Origin of the sequence: Microbacterium sp. LMI13-1-1.1, from assembly GCF_040815625.1 — a bacterium.
GTDB classification, from domain to species: Bacteria; Actinomycetota; Actinomycetes; order Actinomycetales; family Microbacteriaceae; genus Microbacterium; species Microbacterium forte.
On the sequence record NZ_JBFPNL010000008.1, the window covers coordinates 175,440 to 200,403 of the forward strand.

At 67.6% G+C, this 24,964-nt stretch carries 16 protein-coding genes; 8 read left to right on the forward strand and 8 right to left on the reverse strand.

Annotated features, from left to right (window positions below; translation table 11 throughout):
* Positions 1–84 precede the first annotated feature (84 nt).
* The 6 genes from MRBLMI13_RS18235 to MRBLMI13_RS18260 all read right to left on the reverse strand — a co-directional run bounded on the left by MRBLMI13_RS18235 (position 85) and on the right by MRBLMI13_RS18260 (position 11,633).
* Positions 85–6,639, reverse strand: coding sequence for an RHS repeat-associated core domain-containing protein (locus tag MRBLMI13_RS18235; protein ID WP_367824432.1), 6,555 nt, complete (start codon positions 6,637–6,639; stop codon positions 85–87).
* 24 nt (positions 6,640–6,663) lie between these two features.
* Complete coding sequence (locus MRBLMI13_RS18240) at positions 6,664–9,372, reverse strand: LamG-like jellyroll fold domain-containing protein (RefSeq protein WP_367824434.1); 2,709 nt, start codon at positions 9,370–9,372, stop codon at positions 6,664–6,666.
* Between the two features lie 229 nt (positions 9,373–9,601).
* Positions 9,602–10,060 carry an RNA polymerase sigma factor gene (locus tag MRBLMI13_RS18245; RefSeq protein ID WP_367824436.1) on the reverse strand — a complete coding sequence of 153 codons (459 nt, stop codon included), beginning with the start codon at positions 10,058–10,060 and terminating at the stop codon, positions 9,602–9,604.
* A 196-nt stretch (positions 10,061–10,256) separates the two neighbouring features.
* A complete protein-coding gene (locus tag MRBLMI13_RS18250; protein WP_367824438.1) occupies positions 10,257–10,883 on the reverse strand; it encodes a dihydrofolate reductase family protein in 627 nt (208 codons plus the stop codon).
* Positions 10,884–10,953: 70 nt separating this feature from the next.
* Positions 10,954–11,232, reverse strand: coding sequence for a winged helix-turn-helix transcriptional regulator (locus tag MRBLMI13_RS18255; RefSeq protein WP_367824440.1), 279 nt, complete (start codon positions 11,230–11,232; stop codon positions 10,954–10,956).
* Entirely contained in the window at positions 11,229–11,633 is a 405-nt protein-coding gene (locus MRBLMI13_RS18260; protein WP_367824442.1) for a VOC family protein, read from the reverse strand. Before MRBLMI13_RS18260 ends, MRBLMI13_RS18255 begins: the two co-directional genes overlap by 4 nt.
* A gap of 110 nt (positions 11,634–11,743) precedes the next feature.
* On the opposite strand from MRBLMI13_RS18260, the gene MRBLMI13_RS18265 reads away from it, so the two are divergent.
* The 6 genes from MRBLMI13_RS18265 to MRBLMI13_RS18290 all read left to right on the forward strand — a co-directional run bounded on the left by MRBLMI13_RS18265 (position 11,744) and on the right by MRBLMI13_RS18290 (position 18,463).
* Entirely contained in the window at positions 11,744–13,066 is a 1,323-nt protein-coding gene (locus MRBLMI13_RS18265; RefSeq protein ID WP_367824444.1) for a sensor histidine kinase, read from the forward strand.
* Positions 13,063–13,791: a response regulator gene (locus MRBLMI13_RS18270; protein ID WP_367824446.1), complete on the forward strand. Its 729-nt coding sequence runs from the start codon at positions 13,063–13,065 to the stop codon at positions 13,789–13,791. The genes MRBLMI13_RS18265 and MRBLMI13_RS18270 overlap by 4 nt, the downstream gene beginning before the upstream one ends.
* Positions 13,792–13,816: 25 nt before the next feature.
* Complete coding sequence (locus MRBLMI13_RS18275; protein ID WP_367824448.1) at positions 13,817–14,989, forward strand: benzoate/H(+) symporter BenE family transporter; 1,173 nt, start codon at positions 13,817–13,819, stop codon at positions 14,987–14,989.
* A gap of 114 nt (positions 14,990–15,103) precedes the next feature.
* Positions 15,104–16,300 (forward strand): hypothetical protein, encoded by a 1,197-nt coding sequence (locus MRBLMI13_RS18280; protein ID WP_367824450.1) that lies wholly within the window; start codon positions 15,104–15,106, stop codon positions 16,298–16,300.
* A gap of 172 nt (positions 16,301–16,472) precedes the next feature.
* Positions 16,473–17,369: an ABC transporter ATP-binding protein gene (locus MRBLMI13_RS18285; RefSeq protein ID WP_079113706.1), complete on the forward strand. Its 897-nt coding sequence runs from the start codon at positions 16,473–16,475 to the stop codon at positions 17,367–17,369.
* Positions 17,366–18,463: an ABC transporter permease gene (locus tag MRBLMI13_RS18290; RefSeq protein WP_367824452.1), complete on the forward strand. Its 1,098-nt coding sequence runs from the start codon at positions 17,366–17,368 to the stop codon at positions 18,461–18,463. The genes MRBLMI13_RS18285 and MRBLMI13_RS18290 overlap by 4 nt, the downstream gene beginning before the upstream one ends.
* A gap of 97 nt (positions 18,464–18,560) precedes the next feature.
* On the opposite strand, the gene MRBLMI13_RS18295 is transcribed toward MRBLMI13_RS18290, so the two are convergent.
* On the reverse strand, positions 18,561–22,058 hold the full coding sequence (locus tag MRBLMI13_RS18295) for a proline dehydrogenase family protein (RefSeq protein ID WP_367824454.1): 3,498 nt from the start codon (positions 22,056–22,058) through the stop codon (positions 18,561–18,563).
* A 147-nt stretch (positions 22,059–22,205) separates the two neighbouring features.
* Here MRBLMI13_RS18295 and MRBLMI13_RS18300 point away from each other — a divergent pair, with 147 nt between their 5' ends.
* Complete coding sequence (locus tag MRBLMI13_RS18300) at positions 22,206–23,159, forward strand: LysR substrate-binding domain-containing protein (RefSeq protein ID WP_367824456.1); 954 nt, start codon at positions 22,206–22,208, stop codon at positions 23,157–23,159.
* Between the two features lie 61 nt (positions 23,160–23,220).
* On the opposite strand, the gene ppk2 is transcribed toward MRBLMI13_RS18300, so the two are convergent.
* On the reverse strand, positions 23,221–24,048 hold the full coding sequence (gene ppk2 / locus MRBLMI13_RS18305) for a polyphosphate kinase 2 (protein WP_042536803.1): 828 nt from the start codon (positions 24,046–24,048) through the stop codon (positions 23,221–23,223).
* Between the two features lie 263 nt (positions 24,049–24,311).
* On the opposite strand from ppk2, the gene MRBLMI13_RS18310 reads away from it, so the two are divergent.
* The gene (locus MRBLMI13_RS18310; protein ID WP_042536804.1) at positions 24,312–24,899 is read left to right on the forward strand and encodes a nitroreductase family protein; all 588 of its coding nucleotides are present in this window, start codon (positions 24,312–24,314) and stop codon (positions 24,897–24,899) included.
* Positions 24,900–24,964 lie beyond the last annotated feature (65 nt).

The following is a 24,964-nucleotide window of genomic DNA, read 5'->3' on the forward strand; positions in this document are numbered from 1 at the left end:
CAATCTGCGCGGAACACGCGGAAAGAGTGCCAATCAGAATCAGTCCGGCAGCCGTTGACGCAGCCGCACGGCAAGTCAAGCTAGTCACCAACTGATCGTCTCCGTCCAAGAGAATGTGGTCGATACCTCCGAGAAGGCTCCGGTGTCTCCCGGGATGGAGTTCGCGTAACTTCGTATTGGCGAAAGAAGTGAGCCGTACGTCATGGTGTTCCACGCGGTGATCTGCACAACCGCGGAGTTTTCTGTCGGTCGGTCAATCACAGTTCCGAAGTATTGATGTGATCCCGTGAGGGCGAGAGATCGCTCCCAGTTTTCTGCGTCCCCCCACGCGCTTACGGCTACGACATCCCTCTGCACGTTCGGGTTATCCAATCGGAATCCGCCCGCGTCGTAGTACCAGCCACCAACAGGCCTTCCCACGGCGAGCGCCGCCTTGATGCGGCTTCTATATGATGCCGCGGCGGGACCGTCCTGCAGACCTTGTGTGATCAGCGAACTGGAGTCGAACGAAATCGACTTCGGCAACCGCCCTAAGGCCCAAGCACTGAACAACTGGCCCTGCTGGGTCTGCAGGAACCTGCCGGCGTCATACTTGATGTACCCGTCAAGGTGCGCCAGGGTCTCACGGGCCGGGCCGGTAAGCGGATTGAACTTGTTCTGTTTCATCTCCTTTTTCCCCTCCCGCACCAGTTGATTTCCGAACTTGCGAGTCTGATCCGCGCCTGGAATCGCCGTCACCTTCTTGGTACAGCTCACACCCCAACCGCACCCCTGGTCGAGTCGGAGCCCTGTCGGGTCCATGTACGTGGTCGGGTTGTTGCCCGAGTACGTGTAGCCCGTGTTCTGCTGCGGCAGGTTCGTGTCGATCACCGGATCCACAGACAGGAACTTCCCCAACACAGGGTCGTACGTGCGGGCACCAACGGTCGTCAGCCCCGTCGACGCGGTGACCGGCTTGTTCATATACCCGGTGCCACTCGACCACACACCGTTCGACCCACCGATCGGAGCACCATACGGATCACGCAACATCCGAGTCGTCGTCCCGACGGCGTTCGCGACGGTCTGCACGTCCACCGTCCCCTCCAAGTTCGAGAACAACCACGTCAACGTCGTCCCCGTGGTCCCGGTCTTCGCCGACTTCTCCGCAATCGGCTTACCCTCCGCACCAGAATACGTCCGCACACCCGACACCACCGAAGAACCCGGCGCCTGCGACAGCACCGTGTCACCGACGAACAACGACGCACCCTCCTTCGAGCTCTTGCGCAGAAGAAGACTGCCATCGACGTTGTACACGTTGTCTTGCGTCACCGACCCGGTGACGACCTTCGACACCTTGCCGACGTCGTTGAACGTGATCGTCTGCCCCGGACGACCCGTCATATTGCCCGCCGCGTCGTAGGTGTAGGAACCCGGTCCCGTGCCCGCAGGACCCGTCACCGTGTTCACCGAGTGCGGGCGGTCCCCGCCTGCGGCAGGATACGTGTACGCCGCCGTCGATACCGCGCCCATCGTCGACCGCTTCACCAGGCTCGTGCGGTTGCCTGTCTTCGTGTCATAGGTGTAGTCGTGCCAGTACGGCTCCAGCCCGCCCATCGCGCCCGCCGAGGGAGCCGCCGTGCACGCCGTGGCCGCACTCGGCGTCCAGGCTCGCGTCAACTGCCGCAGACCGTCGTAGGTGTAACAGGTCTTCTGCGTGCCGTTCGTCGGCAGCACCGAGTTCATCGTTGCTGACGTCACGTTGCCCACAGCATCCCGCGTATATGCGCGACTGGCGACGCTATGCCCGGTGCCCCCGAAGACAGCGAGGTCGTCGATCGCCATCACAGCACCGGTGGCCTGGTCATAGGCGTAAGTGGAATACGCCGTGGATGTCGAGCCGTTCATACGATTCAACTGCGAGAGCTGACCGATCGGTGAATACACCGTGTTCGCGAGGATGATCGAGGTGCCTCGCACGCCGCTCAGCTTGCCCCAGGTGTCGTAGCTGTATCGGATGAGCTCCGACGGGAGCCCGCCCATCGCGGGCATCTGCTTGGCCTGCAACGACGAATCCGGGTTGTAGTACAGCGTGGTCTTGTAACTCGTCCCCGCGAACGCCGGGGCACCGGCGGGGATCGACAGCGTCGTGTCGAGCGGGTTGCCTGCCGCATCGTAAGCGCCCACCGTCGTCGCGTATGCGAGGCCGGGAGTTCCGGGTGCCGACCCGGTGTACGACGTGGACGTCGTGACCAGACCCTTCTTCACCGAGTCATATGTCCACGACGACAGCATCGACCCCGAAGCCGTGCCGGCGTAGGTCGCCTTCTTGCGATTGAGCTCGTCGTACGTGGTGGTCACCGTCTTGCCACGTGCATCGGTCGTCGACGTCATGTTGCCGACGAGGTCGTAAGTCGCCGTCGAGACGCCCGAGTCCGCATCGTCCTGGCCCACGCGGTTGCCGAGAAGATCGAACGTCCACGTCCAGGCATTGCCCGCAGGGTCGGTCATCTTGGTCATCCGGTTGCCGCCGTCATACGCGAACGTCGTCGACTGCCCCGTCCCGCTGATGGCACCGGTGAGGTACTGCACCAGCTTCGTCTTATGACCCAGAGTGTTGGTGAAGGTGCTTGTCGCCGTGCCGCCGATCGGCGGAGTGGTGTCGACCCGGTCTGCGCCGGCGTATGCGTTGACCGTTTTTGAGTGCAGGGAACCCGTCGTGTTGAGCGTCGAGGTCAGGGGCCGCCCGACAGCGTCGTAGGCCGTGACCACCTGCGACGGCACGTTGTCCTCGGTCACCGGGGTGAAGAACGCCGTTCCGGGTGAGATGGATGCCGTCCAATAGTCGTTGTCGACGAAGTAGACGCGCCCCTGGTCGTCGTAGTTCGTCGTCTTCACGACCGTGCCGCCGCCGACCGCGAGAGTCTGCGTCTGCGTGGCACGCCCGAGCCCATCGAAGAGCTCGAACTTGTCGACAACGCCACCACCCGTGAGTGTGCTGGTCTTGATCGCGTTCGGCGCGGTCTGCGACAGGGTGTAGGAGAACGCCATCGAGGGCGAACTCGGGTTCGTCGCCTGCGGACGCAACGGCAGCCAGACGTTCGTCGTGCGCCCCAGACCGTCGATGGCGATCGTCGTGGTCGAGCCGTTCGGATCCACGACCTTCGATGTGGCGCCGGTGGTCGGCTCGAACGACGTGACGGTCTGCCAGGAGAAGGGAGCGGGTTTCGTCTCGGTCGTCGACAGCAGCGGCTGAGCTGCGGCTGGCGTGTATGCCGTAGAGGTCGTCCGCCCCAGCGCATCCGTCTTCGTGAGCGCTCGCCCGAGCGCGTCGTACGTGCTGGAGCCGGCGTTCACCCAGTGCGGCTGACCGTTCTCGTACTTGTCGACCACCTGCGATGACGTCGCAAGGCCCTTGCTCGGCGCCGCACCCCACGCCAGACCGTCATACGTCGTCTTGACGTCGCTGACGAGATCGCGGGGGAACTGCGCCGCCGCAAGATCCGCGCAGGTCGTGTTGACCGCGCGCTCCTGGCTGGGCAGGCCGATGATCCAGGCCGAGGTGTTCGGTGCCGCATAGGTGGTCGTCACACACTTGCCCGTCGCGTCGGACGGGATCGTGGACACAGTGAGCGGATAGCCATAGGTCGAGTCGAAGGTCGTGCGGGTCTCGAGCGTGCGGTTGCCGCCGGTGGAGAGCGGCTCAGTCACGATCGTCTTCTGAACACCCGTCTTGCGCGCCTGCCGGGTGCCGTCGTTGGCACTGATGCCCGATGCCCACGGCGTGCTGATCTGGTCGGTGACCAGCGCGCCACCGACGCCGTTGAACGTCTGCTGACGATATGTCTGCCCGGCGAACCATCGGTCGTCGGGGATGCTGGTGCCGGTGACGTTCACGGCCTTCGTGCCGCCGGTCGCCGTAGCGCGGTCGCCGTTCATGCCCTGGTAATAGGTGTATTTCGACACCTTCTGCGCGGCAGGCGTGGCGGGGTTGCCTTCGCGGACCTCGACGGCGTCGACACCGGCGAAGACGTTCCACGTTCGCGCGTTCGCGACCGTGAGCGGCGAATCGTTGTAACGCCACTTCGGGGTGCCGTAGAAGTACTGCGTCTGCTGCACCTGACTGAGTGGACCGCCTGTCGCCCCGTTCACGAGGATCGACGACACCGGGTACTTGTGGAACAGGTCCTGTCGACCACCGAGCGGGATCGTCGACTGCGGCACCCACCATTCGGGGAAGCACCATCGGGTGTTGTTCGCGAGGTCAGCGAGGATGGCTGGCGCCTGCGCTGCCGTGCACTGCTGCGGACGGTAGTTGACGCTGATGGCGGCGCCGAGACTCGTCTTGATCGAGGTGAGTCGCCACTTGTCGAGAGGAGCGAGACCATCGACGACCCACACACGGTTCTGCATGGTGGCGCCACTGAAGAGGGTGGGGGGCTCCGCGATCGCTGCCTGACCCGCGGCCGTTCCGGTGCGCTGCACCTTCGTGAGCCAGAGAGCGGCAGAGGTGTTGTCACCTGGGTCGGGGAAGGAGTGCGACAGGACCCACGAGTCGACTGTCGAATAGGCACCCGAGACCTTCGCCTGCGACGTGACCTTCGCCAGGCTCGCGTTCGTGAAGAAGGTCGGCACGATCTGGGATGCCGAACACGATGTACCCGTGCAGAGCTGATCCCAGGGTACGTCGGGGTACTTCGCCGGGTTGGCCGGCGCGACCGCGCCGTCTAGGGTGCCCGTGGTGCACGTGGCACCGGACGCGTCGTTGCACCGCCCCTTCGCGTCGTAGGTGAAGAGCACGCGGTAGCCTGCGGCATTCGCCGCGAAGATCTCAGTCGAGCGGAATCCGTACTCGATGCGGGTGAGGGCACCACCGCGGTGGTATGCCGTGGCGCCGGAACCACCCTTGGCGTACTTGTTCGTCTCCGCCGTGTAGTACATCGTCTGGGCGTTGCCGTGCACATCGACCACGTAGTCGAGGTTCCATCGCCACGCCTGGTTGCACGAGGACGTGGCGAAAGTGGCGGCGTGACACGGTTCGCCCGCATCGTTGCCGAAGACCGGAACGGTCCAGGTCGAGTTCGTGGTCGGCTTGCCGCTCGACCACCCCGGCAGCTGGTTGAGTCCGAAGAAGTATCGAGTGCCGTCGGTCGTCGTCATGCGCCAGCACTCGTTGTTCACGGTTCCGTTGGGCGCACAGCCCTGGGCGGTGCCGACGAGACGCTCGAACCGGGTGCCGTCGTCGTTCTGCAGACGCCACACGCCTGACGCGGCATCCTTGATCAGCGCTCCCGACCGACCTGCCATCGAGACCGTCGCGTTGTCGGTGCGCCAGCAGAGGTCGCCGGACGTCGCGACAGCGCCGCTCGCTCCGTCGTCTTTCGCGCAGGGGATGTAGCTGCGCTCGATGAACCCCGCTCCGGTGAGCTCCCATCCTTCACCGACTGCGGACGGCTGATTGTTCGTGGACGCCGTCAGCCCGTCGACGGAGTGGGAGTTGTACGAGAGCCCGACTGACGGCACCGGTCCTGCTCCGGCGCTCGGCACCCCCATCTCGTAGTTCCATGTGAACGCGCCCGTCTGTTCGGCGACATCCCACGTCGACGACGACTTCAACGGCGTGGCGGCGTAGGACCCGGTTCCACTGCTCGAGCTGGCTCCCGCGAGCGCCGCGAGCAGCATGGGCTCTGCCGAGACCGCAGGCGTGAGCACGAGGCCTTCGTCGGTCGACGCGGTCGCGACGCTCACGGACTCCTTGCGAAGATCCGAGGCCTTCGTGTCGGCCGGCACCTGCACCCATTCGAGCCTGCTGTCGAAGTCCGCCCCGTACGCTGCAGAGAGGAGCTCGTTCGGGAGACGGACCGCGACAGAGTTACCCGTCTCGGGGGCATCGGCGCGCGTCAGTGACAGGACGAGACCGTCCAGGCCTTTCTCGGTTGTCGCCTTCTCATCGAGGACCTCGACGGCGAGCGCGGTAGGGGGCTCGACCTCATCCTCAGCCGCGTCCGGCATCTCCTCGTCCGACTTCTCCGCGTCCGGCTTCTCCTCGTCCGGCTTTTCCTCGTCCGACTTCTCCTCGTCCGACTTCTCCGCGTCCGGCTTCTCCGCATCCGGCTTCTCTTCGTCCGGCTTCTCCGCGTCCGGCTTCTCCGCATCCGGCTTCTCTTCGTCCGGCTTCTCCGCGTCCGGCTTCTCCGCGTCCGGCTTTTGCTCGTCCGGCTTCTCCTCGTCCGACTTCTCTTCGTCCGACTTCTTTTCGTCGGGTTTCTTATCAGGTCGCACGCCCGCCGGCGCAAGTGCGATGCCCGTATCAGCGAGCGGAGTCCATTCACCGATCACGGTCGCCGCGGTGCTGTCCTCTTCCCCTTCCGTGGTCACGCCCACGGAATCCGACGGCGCGAGGGACACCTCTGTGACCTTCAACTGCGGCAGCTCCTGCGCGCTGGGCGTGGCGGCGGTCGTCGACGAGGCAGCATCCTCGCCTGTCTCGACGTCGCCGAGGACACCGCCGGGAACGGGATCTCCGAACACCGGGGTAGGCACAGTCGGGGTCGCATCGGCTATTGCAGCGCCGGGCGCGGCGACCAGTACACCGCAGACCAGCACAGCGGCCACGGCGACGCCCAGAACACGTCGCCCCAAAGAGTAAGTCATCATCGGCTCCGAATAGGTCGAACGTCGTCAGTCGGAAAAGGGGATCTCGAAGGCAGCAAGGCGCGCAAGCTGGAAATGGTCGATCACTCCGGGGACTAGCACCGGATTCGTGAACAGCCCCTCCCACCGGCCGGTCATCGGCGCGGGACCGAACACCAACGGGCCGTGCGCGGACCTGTCGCCCGCGCCGAGGATGTGCCCGTTGATCGCCGTCGGGCTGATGGAGTTGCCCACGTGCAGCCGCAACTGCTGATTCACCGCATCCCACACGCCTGTGACCAGCTGCCACTGCCCCGTCATCTTGCCGCCGGTGGCGCAGTTGCTTGCACGATTCGTGCTCGACGACGACACGTTGTTGTCGCCGAGACAGAAGGCGTAGGTGCCCTCCGGTGTGACTTGGAGCTGGATAGACCCCGCCGCCCCTCCGCCTTGAATCGCGATCTTCTGCGCCGAGCCCGTGCCGGAATATCCGCCCTTGAGCCAGACGCTGAAGGAGAAGCTGTTCGTGGCGTTCACCGGTGGGAGCACCGTGCTCACCTCGAATGCAGTCCCCCCTGCAGTCGAGAGCACGGGAGACACCAACGGCGGATCCGGGAGATCCGTCGACGTCCTGGAGCTGGTCTCGGGGACGAGCAGATCGATCCCGTTCGCCCCGATCCACGGGTTGGAGTCGGGGATCGCGTCCGGGAGCGGACTCGACATCGACGAGAGCTGCCACGCGTGTCCCGCGTCGAGGTTCGCAGAAGCTGCCGGGGTGGTGTCGTTGCCGTTCGGATACAGCGGAAGTCCGACGACTGCGCTCTGATTGCCCGCCCTGTCATATGCCGAGACCCACAGGGTCGACAAGGAGTCAATGGGCGCAACGTTCATCGTCGCCGGTGTGGCTCCGCTCGCGCATTTCCACCGCACCGTGGACCCGGCTCCGATGTTGCAGTCGGGGAGTGCTGCAGCCACGTTGATCGTGCCGTCGACAGGTATCGCCGGCGACGGAGATGTGCGTCGTGTCGGAGTGACCCACGAGACGTATCCGGCAACGTCTGCGGCGGCGGTCAAGGACACCGACACGCCCTTGCCAACGACGTAGGTCGCGCCTCCCGGGGCGGTCACCGCAGGCGCGGCGGGCTTCGTCGTGTCCACCGTGAAGTAGCACCACGCCGTGAACCCGACTCCGTCGAGTCTGTGGTCGCTTCCCCGTGCGCGCCAGGCATACACCTCACCGTTGGTCAAGCCTGTGAATGTGACCGACTTCAACCCCTGATCGCTGAACCCCCCTGCTTTGTCCTGGATCTTCACGCCCAGGTTCGAGGCTTTCGCGAGGTGGAAGTTGGTGTCGACGTTCCCAGGGTCGGGGTCCGTCTGGTGCACCTGCACGACGACGTTCGCCTGGCCGAGAACCGCGGGAGACCCGGCCGTGCCGCACTGCCGGCTCGGCGAGGTGAACACAGGATTGGTCGGGACATTGGGTGCAGAGTTGTAGGTCACGTAGAGCGTCGCCGCCCTGCTGAAGTGGCGGCGAGACAGCGCGTTCTCATCCTGCGGCGCGAGCCCGAGCTGAATGGCGTGCGCTCCGAGACGAGAGCGGACACCTGCAGTGACGTCCCATCCCACGGACTCAGGACCGCTGTTGCACGAGCCCGGATTCTTGGTGTCCAGAACCGGGCCCCACAGTGCGTGGTTTTGCTGGTTCCACCTGAAGCCTGCGGCCTGGAGACCGAAGGTGCGCACCTGCACAGGGCTGTTCGGGCACGCAGCCCACGTGAGTTGCGTCGCACCGAGCTGCGCGGCGACGATCTCCTTGCCGTTCAGTGCGCTGAGGGGAAACTCGAAGAAGGCGTTTCCACGGTTCGTGCTCCACCGCCCCATGCGCAGAACGTCTGAGGCGCTGGCGTTGAGGTATGACTGATTCGGGAACGCCGCATCCGTGTACCAGGACTGGACGCTTCCGGCCGCCCAGTCCGGATCTACGAAGATCGGGTAGGTGACGTCGTCTCCGTCGCGTCGCTCCTCGGCTGCCACCGATGCACCGACATCCAGGGCCACATGGTCATCGCCCACGTCGTGCGCAACCGGCAGGATGGGCTCGATTCCGCCTGGCTCCCGGTATGTGCCGCCGTCCGACGAGTCCCACCACAATGGCTGGCCGGCCACGACCTGCGAACCATCTGCCAGCTCTGCCTCGACGGTGCCGTTCGGGGTCGTGGTGAGGTCGGCATCCTCGATGATCACGTGGAGGTCTTCGAGCTTCGCAGACCGCGCGGCCTTCTCTGTCTTGACGACGTAGATGGATGCCTGGCCGGTCTTCGTGGCGACCATCTTGAGGTCGACATCGGGAAGCACGTCGGGGTATGTGGCGGTGTCGCCGTCGATGATGGGGGCGGGAAGCGTGCCGTACGGCCACCGTTCGGTGATCCACTCACCCGTCTCTGTCTGAACCTGGGCGAGTTCGTCAGTGCCGCCGGGCGAGAACCGCACGGGCGCCGCCGAAGCGACGGGCTCGACCCAGTCTCCGACGCGCACGAGCGTGGTGTCGATCGCGACCCACTCGCCGTTCCGCTCGACGCGCACGGGCACGGTGGTTGCTTCGTACACCATGGTTCCGTCGGGCATTGCGAGAGTCTGCTCGGTCGGCGTGGTCATCCCGTCGACGGCGACGCCTTGCCCCGTAGCCGCGGCCGCGGAGCTCGCCGCGCTGATGGCAGCGCGCTGAACATCGCGGAACGAAGTCGCGGGAGCCATTCTGCTGGCTCCCACAGCAGTAGAGATCTGTGCGGCGGATGCCGAGATCGGCGCACCGGCGAACACGATCACAGCCGCGCATACAGCCGCGATGAGACGAACAGATCCAGAGGTGGTGCGAAGGCGAGTCACATACCGAAAGCTATGGTTGCGCTGAGAGCTGCACCAGTATTTAGCGCTCATCAACGATGTTTGTAAGGTATTCGTCGCAGCCGCAATACGTCGGCGATCAGCCCGCGCGGATCATCGACCGCGGGGCGAGCAGCTCTGACCTCGAGCCGACGTCTTGGCCGAGCTCTCCGATGAGCTTGGCGCGAGCTCGGCTGAGGGTAGTGAACACGGAAGCCTGCGAGCAGCGATCGAGTTCGGCGATCTCGCCCGCAGCGAGCCGATCCCAGTAGAAGAAGATGACGAACCGTCTCTCTCGGCGCGTGAGCACCGAGTCGATCGCGTGGCGCACGGCGAGAACATCGAGCACGTCATGTGCTCGTGCCCCCTCGGCCATGCGGCGGACGGCCTCCATGGCCCCTGCCCGAACGCGGAGGGTGCGGTCGCGGTCCTTGAGCTTGTTGTCCGCGGTCCTGAGCAGCCAGATCAACCCCAGAGGCCTCAGTACGTCGAGCTTCACCCAAGCGAGCGAGAACACCTCTGACACAAGGTCCGAGACCTCATCATCGTCATCCAGCACGCACTCCACATGGTGTCGAACCGCCCCCCAGTGCGCGACGAAGATCTCATTGAACACGCCCACGCGCTCCGCGTGAGCGACTTCCCCCCGGGTGCGCACATGGAGGATCGTACTGCGACCGCGTCGGCTCGGACAGTAGTCGAAAGTCGCTATCTCAGACCCCTCGGGGAACGTTGGGGCCGGGTTGCGCGAGGCCTCAGTCCTCGAACGTCCCGACCTCCGGCACCCGATCCGTTCGTCCGTAGCGCAGCAGCATCACGCCGCTGTCGTCGACGACCGGCGGCTCGAGCAGGCGCAGCACCGACGGCATGGCACCGTCGTCGAACACCTTCTTGCCCGTGCCGAGCAGGATCGGATACACCCACAGGGTGAGCTCGTCGAACAGCCCGTCGGCGAGCAGCGAGTGCACGAAGTCGATGCTGCCGATCACGTGCACCTCGTCGTGCTGCGCTCTCAGTTCGGCGATCTCGGCGGCGAGATCGTCCCCGACGCGGTGACTGTTCTGCCACGAGAGCGCGACGTCAGGGTTCCGCGACGCGACATACTTCGGCACCCGGTCGAAGAGCCTGCCGATCTCCCCCGACGGGCCTTCCGTGTGATGCGGCCAGTACGACGCGAAGATGTCGTAGGTGCGGCGGCCGAGCAGCAGGGCGTCGAGCCGCTGCATCCCCTGCGAGACGGTCTCTCCCATGCCCGACGACGGATACCCCGCCTGCCAGCCGCTGAACTCGAACCCTCCGGACGGATCCTCGTCGGTGCCGCCCGGGCCCTGGGCGACGCCGTCGAGGGTCATGAAGAGGTCGATCAGGATGCGTCCGGTCATCAGAGTGCTCCTTTGCGCAAGAGGGCGGCGATGTTCCCCAGTATGCGCTCGTGCGATGCCGTCGCGCCGTCTACCCTTCTGCACCCCAGCGACCGAGCTGCTCGATGGCCTCGCGCAGCTCGAGACCACGATCGGTGAGCGCGTAGGCACGCGTGTTGTGTCGCAGTGGAAGCCGACTCAAGACCCCGGCCGCTTCGAGCTCGCGCAGACGGGTCGCGAGGATGTTGGTCGGCACCCCGAGCTCACGCTGCAGGTCGCCGTATCTCTGCGGCCCAGCGAGCAGCTGCTCGACGATGAGCAGCGCCCACCGGGCGCCGACGATGTCGAGAGCGGCAGCGAGGTCGCTCACGCGTTCTGATCGGAATCCGACTTCATCCAGAACGGCGAGTAGTGATACCCGTCGGGGTCGTCGAACTGACGCTGATACATGAACGAGTAGTCGTCGGTGTCGCCGATCCTGCCACCGGCGGCAGCGGCACGCTCGACGAGCTCATCGACGGCCTCGCGGCTGCCGAGATCGAACGAGACCGTGACCTTCGACGGCGTATCGGGTCCACCGATCACGTCCTCGGTGCCGCCGACGCTCGCATACATCTCGCGGCTGCCGAGCATGACGTACTGCTCGGGCGCGATCGCGAAGCACGACACGTTGTGATCGGACATCTCGGCATTGAGGGTCCAGCCGAGAGCGGTGTAGAAGGCGGTGGCCCGGTCGACGCTCTCGACGGGGCAGGTGAGGAAGATGCTCATGCGCCCACACTTGCAAAATACAAGTAACACGTCAAGAGGTCTCCGCGGCGATCACACGATCCCCCGTGCGGGGGATGCCACCGCATCCGCCCCGGCTCTACGGTGGGGGGATGCCTGCAGCGCCGTTCACCCGCATCCCCAGCGTCCGCGAGCAGCGCGGCGATATCGTGCTCGCTGCGGTCATGTTCGTCGGCGCTGTTCTGAGCGCCGCACTCTCGACGGTGGCCGAGATCTACGGCGACACCAGGGCAGAGCCGTGGACCGCGCTGGTCTACGCGGTCGCCGTCACCGCGCCGCTCGCCGTGCGCCGGCGCTGGCCCGCCCCGGTCGCCGTCGCCATCTCGCTCGCGTACTTCCTCGCGATCACGTTCCAGGTGCCCGAGATCTACGTCGGCAACATCGCGATGTTCGTGTCGCTGTACACGGTGGGCGCGTGGATGAACAACCGCAGAGCCGCAATGATCGTGCGCGTCTCGATCATCGTCGGCATGTTCGTCTGGCTGATCATCACGATGTACCGACAGGCGATCGAAGAGGCCGACAAGGCCGAGGTCGCGGCGGGCCTCCTCTCGCCCTATCTCGCCTTCATGCTCATCCAGCTGCTGCTGAACGTGCTGTACTTCGGCGGTGCCTACTACTTCGGGGAGCGCTCGTGGCACGCCGCACAGGAGCGAGCGGTGCTGGAGCAGCGCACGGCCGAGCTCGAGAAGGAGCGCGAGGTCACCGCTGCCCAGGCCGTCGCGCTCGACCGCGTGCGCATCGCCCGAGAGCTGCACGACGTCGTCGCCCACCATGTGTCGGTGATGGGCGTGCAGGCGGGAGCCGCCCGGCTCGTGATCGATCAGGATCCGGAGAAGTCCAAGAGCATCCTCACGGGGATCGAGACATCGGCGCGTGATGCGATCCACGAGCTGCGGCAGCTGCTCGAGACCCTCCGCACCCCTGGCGGCGAGACGACGGATGTCGCATCGACGGTGACGCTCGACGACATCCGCTCGCTGGTCGAGGCGTCGACGGAAGCGGGCCTGCCCACGCACTACGTCGTGATCGGCGAGCCGGTGCCCGTGCCCTCGATCGTCGCCGTGAATCTGTATCGCATCGCCCAGGAGTCGCTCACGAACGCCCGCCGTCACGCCGGCGTCGGCGCCACCGCCGATGTGCGCGTGCGTTACGACGACGACGGCGTCGAGGTCGAGATCGTCAACACCGGCCGCGCAGTGGCCGTGCTGCGCCCCGGGCTCGGCCAGCTCGGCATGCGCGAGCGCGCCGCCGCATCCGGGGGCACGCTCGACGTCGCTCCGCGTGCGGCGGGAGGGCTGCGCGTGCGGGCACGCGTTCCCCTGACCGGCGACGGCAGCCAGACCGAGCCCACGGCCCCTACCGCCCCCGCGGCGCCCACCGAGACGTTGATCGAGACGAGCACCACCTCATGAGCCAGACCGATGCGCCGATCCGAGTCCTGCTCGTCGACGATCATGCGATGCTGCGAGCAGGATTCCGGACCATCCTCGACACGCAACCCGACATCACGGTGGTCGGCGAGGCGGCAACCGGCGCCGAGGCGGTCGCCCAGGCGTCCGCCCTGCGCCCCGACGTGATCACGATGGACGTGCAGATGCCCGACATGGACGGCATCGAGGCCACCAGGCGGATCGTCGCCGACGCGGGCGTCGGAGCGGCCATCGCGATCGTGACGACGTTCGACCGCGACGACTACCTCTACCAGGCGCTGGATGCCGGAGCGAGCGGCTTCCTGCTCAAGAACGCCGGTGCGGAGGATCTCATCGCGGCGGTCCGGGCTCTCGCAGCGGGCGACGGGATGCTGGCGCCCGAGGTCACGCGTCGGGTGCTGGCTCGATTCACGACAGCATCCTCTCGGGCATCCGGCCCGGCATCCGCTTCGGCATCCGCCGGGGAATCGACGCCGACCGCCGCGCCGTCACAGGTCGCCCCGACCGTGCTCCTCGACCCGCTCACCGAGCGCGAGGCCGAGGTGCTGGTGCTGCTGGCCGACGCCCGCAGCAACGCCGAGATCGCCGGCGCCCTGTTCATCGGAGAGGCCACCGTGAAGACCCACGTCTCGCGGATCCTGCAGAAGCTCGGTGCGCGTGATCGCGTGCAGGCCGTGGTGCTCGCGCACCGGATGGGACTCACGTAACGCCGACCCCGATACCCTCGGATCCATGACCACCGCCGCACCTCTGTCTCGACCGATCCTGGCCGGGGTGGTCACCGCACTGGTCGGATTCACGAGTTCGTTCGCCGTCGTGCTCACGGGTCTCGGCGCCGTCGGCGCCACACCTGCGCAGGCGGCCAGCGGACTGCTCGCCGTCAGCCTCACGATGGGACTCGCCTGCATCGTGCTCGCCTGGCGGTATCGGATGCCGATCACCGTCGCCTGGTCGACCCCCGGCGCCGCACTCCTCGCCGCGACCGGAGTGGTCGACGGCGGATGGCCTGCCGCCGTCGGCGCGTTCCTCGTCGCGTCCGCGCTCATCCTGCTCACGGCGCTCTGGCCGGCGCTCGGTGCGCTGATCGCCCGCATCCCGCCGTCCATCGCGCAGGCGATGCTCGCCGGAGTGCTGCTGCCACTGTGTCTCGCGCCGATCACCGGCCTCGTGGCGAACCCGTGGGGCGTGGTTCCGGTCGTGCTGACGTGGCTGGTGTTCGCACGCCTCGCGCCGCGGTGGGCCGTCCCCCTCGCCTTCGTCGCCGCAGCGGCCGTGGTGGCCGTCTCGCTGATCCAGGAGCGCTCAGCAGTCGACGCCGGACTCCTCGTGCCCCGGCTCGAACTCACCGCCCCCACCTTCACGGTCGGCGCTCTCGTCGGTCTGGCTCTGCCGCTGTTCATCGTCACGATGGCCTCGCAGAACGTCCCCGGCATCGCCATCATGCGCAGCTTCGGCTACGAGGTCCCCTGGCGTCCTGCGATGCTCGTGACGGGTGTCGGAACGGCGGTCGGCGCGACCGCCGGCGGCCATGCCATCAATCTCGCGGCGATCAGCGCCGCCCTCGCCGCCTCGCCCGACGCCGACCCCGATCCGAAGCGCCGCTGGGTCGCCGGGGTCTCGACCGGAGTCTCGTACCTGGTGCTCGGCGGGTTCTCGGCGGCCTTCGCCACGCTCGTGCTCCTGGCCCCCGAGGCGGTGATCCCTGCGGTGGCAGGTCTCGCGCTGTTCGCCGCGTTCGGGTCGTCCGTGCAGCAGGCGATCGACGACCCGGGCGAGCGCATCCCCGCGGTCGTGACCTTCCTTGTCGCGGCCTCCGGCATCGCGGTGCTGGGAGTCAGCGCCGCCTTCTGGGCTCTCGTCGCGGGCCTCGTCGTGCGCACGGCGCTGCATGCCGGGCGCCGCTGACCCCGGCCAGCACTGACACCGGCCAGCACTGACACCGGCCAGCACTGACACCGACCAGCACTGGCACCGCACGGCGCCGGCACCTCAAGGAACGCCCTCGGCTACCGTGGACGCGTGACAGTTCCCACGCCTGCTCCTGTGCCGTCGGCCGGTGCGCCAGTCGGATACTTCGACGCACGTGCACTGCTCGACCCGGTGAATCCCGCCGAGGTCGACGCCTTCGCCCGAGCGCAGCGCGCGGCGAACCCCACGCCGGCCGGTCGGATCGTCACGTGGGTGGTCGCGGGGTTCGCCCTGCTGTGCGTGGTGCCGGTCCTCGCGATCATGATCCTGGGCCTGGGCTATGCGATCGGTCGTGAGACGGGGGTCGCGGTCGCCGCTCTGCTCGGACTGATGCTGCTCGCGGGCCTCGTCATCGGGATCGTGATGCTGGTGCGTCGCAGCATCCGTCTGCGCAATCTCACCCGATTCCGCCTCGCGCGCTTCGCCGGGGCGAACGCGATGAGCTACATCGAGCGGATCGACGACCCGCCGTTGCCCGGCATGATCTTCTCGTCGGGGTCGAGCCGCATGTCGACCGACGTGCTGCGAGGGGTCGAACCGCGCTTCGTCGAGTTCGGCAACTACCAGTACACGACCAGCAACGGCAAGCAGTCGACGACCCACCGCTGGGGATACGTCGCGGTGAAGCTCGACGTGCCGCTGCCGAACATCGTGCTCGACGCGCTCGGCAACAACACTCTCGGCAGCACGCTCGCGGCCGCGTTCCGCAGCGACCAGCGGCTCTCGCTCGAGGGCGACTTCGACCGGTACTTCTCGTTGTACTGCCCGACCGGATACGAGGTCGACGCCCTGTATCTGTTCACCCCCGACGTCATGGCGCGGTTCATCGACCACGCGGCGCAGCTCGACGTCGAGATCGTCGACGACTGGCTCTTCCTCTATGCGCGCCGCAACCTGTCGACACTCGACCCCGCGACCTGGGCGTGGCTCTTCGGCGCGGTCGGGGCGCTGCTCACCAAGCTCGATCAGTGGGCGCGCTGGCGCGACGACAGGCTGCGGCTCGCGGCGCAGCATCCGTCCCTCCCGACCTACGGCGCCCCGGCTCCGGCGCCTGCCGGAGCACCCGCCTTGCCGTTCGCCGCTCCGGCGGGGATGCTGACCCCTCCGCCCATCGGCATCGCCCCGCCCGGTCAGCGCCTCAGGCGACGCAGTCCCTGGCTGATCGTCGGGATCATCCTGGGGATCACGTTCGTCGTGACCGCGGCGCCGTTCGCGCTCGGGATCTTCTCGGTGCTGTTCCTGCGCTGAGCACTTCGCTCTCCCGCGCGCGCTTCACCGCTCTCCCCCGCGCGGCTGACGACTGCCACGCGGGGCACTCGCAGATCCCCCGCACGGATCCGCCGCAGGGGGGATGCCGAGGCCGATCACCGCGCCATAGCGTGAGGGCATGCGATGCACTGAGCGAACGGAGTAAGTCGAAGTGACCACAGGAAAGCTCGTACTCACCGGCATCACCAAGAGCTACGGCTCTCGGCGCGTGCTCGACGACGTCTCGTTCGAGGTGTCCCCCGGGCGCCTCACCGGGTTCGTCGGCGGCAACGGCGCCGGCAAGACCACGACGATGCGCATCGTGCTGGGCCTGCTCGGCTCCGACGGCGGACGCGTCGAACTCGACGGCGTCGCCCTGACCAGCGCAGACCGCCGTCTCTTCGGCTACATGCCCGAGGAGCGTGGCCTGTACCCCAAGATGAAGGTGCTCGAGCAGATCGTGTACCTCGCCCGACTGCACGGGATGAGCAAGGCGGATGCCACGGCACGGGCGACCGCGCTGCTCACCGAACTCGGGCTCGAGGAGCGCCTCGACGACACGATCGAATCGCTGTCGCTCGGCAACCAGCAGCGCGCGCAGATCGCCGCAGCGCTCGTGCACGACCCCGAGGTGCTGATCCTCGACGAGCCGTTCTCGGGCCTCGACCCGCTCGCCGTCGACGTCGTCGCGTCGGTGCTGCAGGCGAGCGCCGCCAAGGGTGCGTCGATCCTGTTCTCGTCTCACCAGCTCGACGTCGTCGAGCGGCTCTGCGACGACCTCGTGATCCTCGCCGGAGGCACGATCCGCGCGTCCGGCTCCCGTGACGGGCTGCGCGCGCAGCACGCCGGCAACCGGTACGAGCTCGTCTCGGCAGGGGATGCCGGATGGCTGCGCGCCGAACCCGGCGTCACCGTCGTCGACTTCGAGGGCGGCTACGCCCTGTTCGACGCCGACGACGTCGATACCGCCCAGCGCGTCCTGCGCACCGCCGTCGACCGCGGCGATGTCGCGAGCTTCGCACCCAAGCATCCGTCCCTCGCCCAGATCTTCAAGGAGGTCATCCAGTGAGCACCTCGAACACCATCGGCTCGCCGTCGCAGGCATCGCTGATCTGGCTCGTCGCCGAGCGGGAGATCGGATCGAAGCTGCGCAGCAAGGCCTTCCTGATCTCGACCGGCATCCTGCTGTTCCTCGCCCTCGCCGCCATCGTGATCGGCGGCTTCGCGAGCAAGAACACCGACGCGATGCCCGTGGCCGTGACCTCTGAGACCGCATCCGCGGTGTCTGCCCTGCCCGATCTCGAGATCACCGAGGTGGCCGACCAGGCCGCGGCCGAAGAGCTCGTGCGCTCGGAGAAGGTCGACGCCGCGGTCGTCCCCGGCGAGGGCCCGACCGGGGTCACGATCGTCGCCCTCAAGGACGCGCCGACCGGTCTCGTGTCTGCGCTCTCGCAGGCTCCGGACATCGAGATCCTCGAGCCCGCGACGACGAACCCGCTGCTGCGGTACTTCATCGCGATCGCATTCGGCGCCGTGTTCATGGGTGCGGCCGCGACCTTCGGCGGCACGATCGCGCAGAGCGTCGTCGAAGAGAAGCAGACCCGCGTCGTCGAGATCCTGCTGTCGACCATCTCGGCCCGCACCCTGCTCGCCGGCAAGGTGATCGGCAACACGATCCTCGCGATGGGGCAGATCCTCGCCCTGGCGGCGGTCGCGACGATAGGGCTCATAGCGACGGGTCAACGCGAGGTGCTGTCGACCCTCGGCGCCCCCATCATCTGGTTCGCGGTGTTCTTCCTGTTCGGGTTCATCCTGCTCGCGGCCCTGTTCGCCGCCGCCGCATCGATGGTGTCGCGTCAGGAGGACATCGGCTCGACCACGACTCCGATCACGATGCTGATCATGGCGCCCTACGTGCTCGTGATCGTCTTCAACGACAACCCGCTGGTGCTGACGATCATGTCGTACGTGCCGTTCTCGGCTCCGGTCGGCATGCCGATGCGGCTCTTCGTGGGCGAGGCGCAGTGGTGGGAGCCGCTGCTCAGCCTCGTGATCCTGCTGGCCAGCTGTGTCGCGGCGATCGTGATCGGCGCGAAGATCTACGAGAACTCGCTGCTGCGCATGGGTTCGCGGGTCAAGCTGGGCGAGGCGCTGCGCGGCTGATCACAGCCCCGCCCCGGACGCCCGCTCCGACGACGAGGCCCCACCCTGCAGATGTCTGCGGGGTGGGGCCTCGTCGTTCAGATGGTCACGGACCGGTTCAGATCAGGCCGTCCGACAGGGTGGTGGGGTTGCCGAACCGGTGGTTGGTGATCGACACGGCCTGCTCGTGCAGGAACGGCAGCATCTCGACGCGACCGGCACCCGTGACCGCATGCGACCAGACGGCGACATCGGGCGTGCCGCCGAGCGCCTCGAACAGCGCAGCCGCATCGCCGCCGACGAGACGCACGCGCTGCCAGCTGTGCTCGGCCTTCGCCGCCGCCTTCGCGTAGCGCTTGACCCAGGCGGCGTCGTTCTCCAGCTTCGGAGTCACGCCCTGGGCGCGCAGCGCCTTCTCGACCCGCGAGGGCAGGGCCGATGCGGACACCGTGAACGGGCTGCCGCTGCGCAGGGCCGCGGCGATCACGCGGATGCCGTCGGCGAGCGGTGTGTCCTCGGCGATGCGCACGTCGACGGCGACCGGGCGGTACCGGAACACGTTGCGCTCGACGCCGAGACCCGACTTGTCGCTCACGGCGCCGAACTCGTCGACCCAGGCGCGCTCGTCGGAGGCGGCGGCACGGTGCAGCCACTCGATCTCGACGGCGCCGAGGTCGGAGCCGGCCGCGCTGAGCACCGCCTCGACCGAGGGGTTCACCGCAGCCCCGGGAGCCGCGGCGGGGAGCTCGGCCGGAGCCCACTCGCCGAGACCGAACAGGTAGTTCGGGCCTCCGGCCTTGGCGCCGGCGCCGACGGCCGACCGCTTCCAGCCGCCGAACGGCTGGCGCTGCACGATCGCGCCGGTGATGCCGCGGTTGACATAGAGGTTGCCGGCCTCGACGCGGTCGAGCCAGGTGGCGACCTCGTCGGAGTCGAGTGAGTGGATGCCGGCGGTGAGGCCGTAGTCCACGGCGTTCTGCAGGCGGATCGCCTCGTCGAGGTCCTTGGCGTGCATGATCCCGAGCACCGGTCCGAAGAACTCGGTCAGGTGGGTCGTCGAACCGGGGGCGACGCCGATCTTGACGCCCGGCGTCCACTGCGTGCCCTCGTCGTCGAGCTTCTTCGGCTCGACGAGCCAGCGCTCGCCCTTCTCGAGGGTCGTCAGCGCGGTGAGCAGCTTGCCGTTCGCCGGCTCGATGATCGGCCCCATCTGCGTGGCGGGGTCTTCGGGCAGTCCGACGCGCATCGAGGTGACCGCATCGACGAGCTGACGCTCGAACCGCTGCGAGTCGGCGACCGAGCCGACGAGGATCGCGAGCGATGCGGCCGAGCACTTCTGCCCGGCGTGGCCGAATGCACTGCGGGCCACATCGGCGGCCGCCAGGTCGAGGTCGGCCGAGGGTGTGACGATGATCGCGTTCTTGCCGCTCGTCTCGGCGAGCAGCGGCAGGTCGGAGCGGAACGAGCGGAACAGCTGCGCCGTCTCGTATGCACCGGTGAGGATCACGCGGTCGACCACGGGGCTGGCGACGAGGCGGGTGCCGAGGTCGCGGTTCGCGAGATCGACCAGTGCGAGAAGGTCGCGCGGAACGCCCGCGGCCCACAGCGCCTCGACCATGACCGCGCCGCAGCGCTGCGTCAGCTTGGCCGGCTTGATGATCACGCCGGAGCCGGAGGCGAGACCCGCGAGCACGCCACCGGCGGGGATCGCGACCGGGAAGTTCCACGGCGGGGTGACGACGGTCACCTTCGACGGCACGAACTCGGCACCCGAGATGTTCTCGAGGTCGAGGGCGCGCTCGGCGTAGTAGTGCGCGAAGTCGATCGCCTCGGAGACCTCGGGGTCGGCCTCGGCGATGGTCTTGCCCGCCTCGTGCGCCATGATCTCGATCAGCTGACCACGGCGGGCGGCGAGCTCATCACCCGCGCGGTGCAGCACGGCGGCACGCTCGGCGGCAGGAAGCGCCGCCCATCGAGCGGCGGCGGCGGATGCGGCGGCGAAGATCCCGTCGAGCTCGTCGGTCGTCTCGACCTTGGCCAGAGCGATCGAGTCCAGACCCAGCGTCGAATCGACCGAGCGCTGCAGGATCTCACGACCCCAGGTGCGGTTCACGGCGATCGCCGGGTCGCTGTCGGGCTGATTCTCGAAGCCGGTGGTGACGGCCCCGCCCGCACCGGCAGCCGCCTCAGCGGCGCGGTCCTGCACGCGGTTCGACGAGGGCACCGAGCGGTCGGCCTCGAGGCCGGCGAGCGAGCGCTCGAACCGCTCGCGCTCCCGGGTGAGCAGCGCCGGGTCGGAGGCCAGCTCGAACACGGCAGACATGAAGTTCTCGGGGCTGGCGTTCTCTTCGAGGCGACGCACGAGGTAGGCGATGGCCACGTCGAACTCGGCCGGGTTCACGACGGGTGTGTAGAGCAGCAGCTGGCCGACGTCCTTGCGCACGGCCTCCGCCTGGCCGGTCGCCATGCCCAGGAGCATCTCGTACTCGACGGCATCCGTCACGCCACGCGCCTGCGCGAGCAGCCACGTGTAGGCGATGTCGAACAGGTTGTGGCCTGCGACGCCGATGCGCACGGCATCCAGTCGCTCAGGAGTCATCGACCAGTCGAGCACGCGCTTGTAGTTCGTGTCGGAGTCCTGCTTGGTGCCATAGGTCGCCAGCGGCCAGCCGTGCACCTTCGAGTCGACCTCTTCCATCGCCAGGTTCGCGCCCTTGACGACGCGGACCTTGATCGGCGCTCCACCCTTCGCGCGCCGGGCGGCGGCCCACTCCTGCAGGTGCTGCATCGCGCCGAGCGCGTCGGGCAGATAGGCCTGCAGCACGATGCCGGCCCCGAGCTTCTCGAGACCCGCCTGGTCGAGGATGCTGGTGAACGCCGCAATCGTCAGGTCGAGGTCGCGGAACTCCTCCATGTCGAGGTTGATGAACTTCGTCTTGCCGGCGGCCTCCGAGGTCGCCGCGAGCTCGTAGAGCGGGGTGAGCTTCTCGACGACGTCGGCCACGGCCTCGTCGAACGACCACATCGACAGCTGGCTGACGACGCTCGAGACCTTGATCGACACGTAGTCGACGTCCTTGCGGGCGAGGAAGTCGTAGGTGCCCTGCAGGCGACGACCGGCCTCGCGCTCACCGAGCACGGCCTCGCCGAGGAGGTTGAGGTTGAGGCGGTTGCCGCTCTTGCGCAGCTTCGCGATCGCGGGGCCGAGCTTCGACGGGGTCGCGTCGAGCACGAGGTGTCCGACCATGGCGCGCAGCACGCGCCGCGAGATCGGCACCACGACGCCGGGGAGCTTCGGCGCCCAGAACCCGCCCGTCTTGATGGCGGCACGCAGGTATCCGGGCAGCAGCGAGGGGGTGATCTCCGAGAGGTCGGCGAGGGCACGGCCCGCGACGCTGAGGTCTTCGGGACGCATCACGCCGTCGACGAAGCCGACGGTGAACGCGAGTCCGTTCGGGTCCTTGAGGACCTCCGACAGGCGCTGGGCGGCGGGCTCGACGGGGTGGGTCTCGCTCTCGGCGAGCCAGCGCTGCACGAGGGCGGCGACCTCTTCCGTGCGGGGGGTGGCGCCGCGGGAGGTGGCGTCGGGGGTGGTGGTGTCGGCGGCGACAGTCATCGGGGAACCTTCCAGGGGGATCGCACACCCGGGTACGTGTGCGGCTCGATCATTGTCAGGCGCGCGAGTAGGCTACGTCTATCAACCGATTCGCGAGCATTCTGTTCATTCAGAGTGAACGATTCGAACCACTCGGAAAGGGAGCGGATGCTCGACGTCAACCGACTGCGGATGCTGGTCGAACTGTCGCGTCGAGGAACCCTCTCAGCCGTCGCCGACGCGCTCTCCTACAGCAAGGCCTCGGTGTCTCAGCAGCTCAGCGCGCTCGAACGGGACGTGGGAGTCCCGCTGCTCCGCCGCGTCGGGCGAGGCGTGCAGTTCACCCCGCAGGGCAACGTGCTCGTGGGTGAGGCCATCGGCATCCTCGATCAGCTCGAGCACGCCGAGGTCGCCGTCGCAGAATCGCTGACGGAGGTGACCGGAACGGTGCACCTCGCCGTCTTCCAGTCCACGGCGCACTCCCTGCTGCCCGGCGCGCTCAACACGCTGCGTGAGCAGCATCCCGCGCTCCGCGTCGAGGTGACCGAGAGCGACCCCGAGACCGGACTCGTGGGCGTCTCGAGCCGCGACTTCGATCTGATCCTCGCCGAGCAGTACCCCGGTCGCACCCGCCCGATCCACGCCGACCTCGACCGGGTGGTGCTCGTGCACGACTCGATCGCTCTCGCCCGGCGCCCGGGCACGCCGAAGTCTGCCGCTGCCACAGCTGCCGCTGCCACAACTGCCCTTGTCACAGCCGCCGAGGCCACTGCGGCGCTGTGGTCGACGAGAGACGAGCCGTGGGTGCTCGAGCCTGCAGGCACAGCGTCACGAGCCTGGGCCGAGCAGCTGTGCCGCACGGCCGGCTTCGAACCCGACGTGCGCTTCGAGGTCGCCGACCTCACCGCGCACGTGCGCCTCATCCGCGCGGGCCTCGCCGTCGGTCTACTGCCCGAGCTCGTGTGGGCCGGCGAGGCGCCCACCGTGGCGCTCACGCCCTTGCCCGATGAGCCGCGTCGGGAGATCTTCTCGTCGGCTCGCCGGGTGTCGGCCGCCGCCCCGTCGATCCGCGCGGTGCGCCGCGCGCTCGCATCCGCCGCATCCCGCAACCTGCTGGACTGAGCCGACGCGTCGGGCACGGATGCGCACGCTCGGGCGTACGTGGGGTGCGACGTCAGGTCGCCTACAGGGTCGCTGCGTGATCGGGCACGAATGCGTGCTCGTCGATCGGCGGGCGCGGAGCTCCGGACGCCGCGGGACGATCGGGAAAGTGGACCTCTTCGGGGTCGAGCCGGCGATAGGGGATCTGGCTCAGAAGGTGGTGGATGGTGTTGAGCCTGGCGGCCTTCTTGTCGTCGCTGTCGATCGACCACCAGGGCGCTCTCTCGCGATCGGTGACGTCGAACATCGCGTCCTTGGCCTGGGAGTAGTCCTCCCAGCGGGAGATGGAGGCCAGGTCGGTGTCTGAGAGCTTCCAGCGTCGCATCGGGTCGTTCAGGCGCGATCGGAATCTCTTCTCCTGCTCGATGTCGGATACGGAGTACCAGTACTTCAGCAGGATGATCCCGTCGTCGACGAGCATCTGCTCGACGACGGGAACCTGCGCGAGGAAGCGATCGTATTCCTCGTCGGTGCAGTAGCCCATCACCTTCTCGACGCCGGCGCGGTTGTACCACGAGCGATCCATCAGCACGATCTCGCCCTTGGTGGGCAGCCGTTCGATGTAGCGCTGGAAGTACCACTGGCCCTTCTCCCGCTCGGACGGCTGCGGCAGGGCGACCACCCGGGCGTGCCGTGGGTTGAGGTACTGCATCACACGCTTGATCGCACCGCCCTTGCCCGCAGCATCGCGGCCCTCGAAGATCACCAGAATCCGCGCGTCAGCCGCGATGACCCACTGCTGCATGCTGACGAGCTCGATCTGCAGGCGCCGCAACTCCTTCTCATAGAGCTTCTTGTCGATGCGAGCGTGCTTCTGCTTCTTCTTCTTGTCATGGGTCTTGCTGGCCATCTTGTTCTTCCGTCCGTGGCGTGGGTGAAGGGCGGCCGCCCCACGCCTGATCTCGAGAGACAACCAGACCTCGGTCGACCGGAGAAGCCCCTTGCTTTCGGGCAGCGCAGCGGATCGCGCGCCGAACACGGACGCCGCGATGCCCGGTGACAGACGAGCTGGACGTCACGCGGCGTCATCGGGAATATGCATTCACATGCATCTGTTGAGATCCTCGTACCCGGACGAAGGAGTCCGATCGATTCCTTCTGAAAGGCACTTCCGTGAGCACTCCCGTGATCGACCGCACCGCCCCCACCGAGCACCCCGTCCTCGACGTCCTCGCCGGGCGCTGGAGCCCGCGCGCGTACGACGCCGAGAACTCGATCGACGACGCCAAGCTGAATGCCGCCCTCGAGGCCGCTCGCTGGTCGCCCTCCGCCTACAACCTGCAGCCGTGGCGCTTCATCGTCGCTCGGCGCGGCACCGCTCTGTTCGACCAGGTCGTCGACTCCCTGGTCGAGTTCAACCAGCTCTGGGCCTCGAAGGCCTCGGCTCTGATCGTCGCGATCGCCGAGACCGAGTCCGAAGACGGCAAGGCCATCAGTCACGCCGTCTACGACCTCGGCCAGGCCGTGGCGCACTTCTCGGTGCAGGCCCACCACGAGGGTCTCCTCGTGCACCAGATGAGCGGTTTCGACCCCGAGGCCGTCCGCGAGTTCGCCGACCTGTCGCCGCGGTTCTCCGCCATCACCGTGATCGCGGTTGGCGAGCTCGGCGACGCTTCGGGCCTTCCGGAGGGCCTCCAGCAGGGCGAGACGGCGCCGCGCGTGCGTCGCCCGATCGCCGAGACGGTCATCCTCAGCGCCTGACACAGCGCCAGACACAGCAGTCGCCCCCGGCCCGGGGCACACAAGCGGGGCGGATGCCGCAGCAT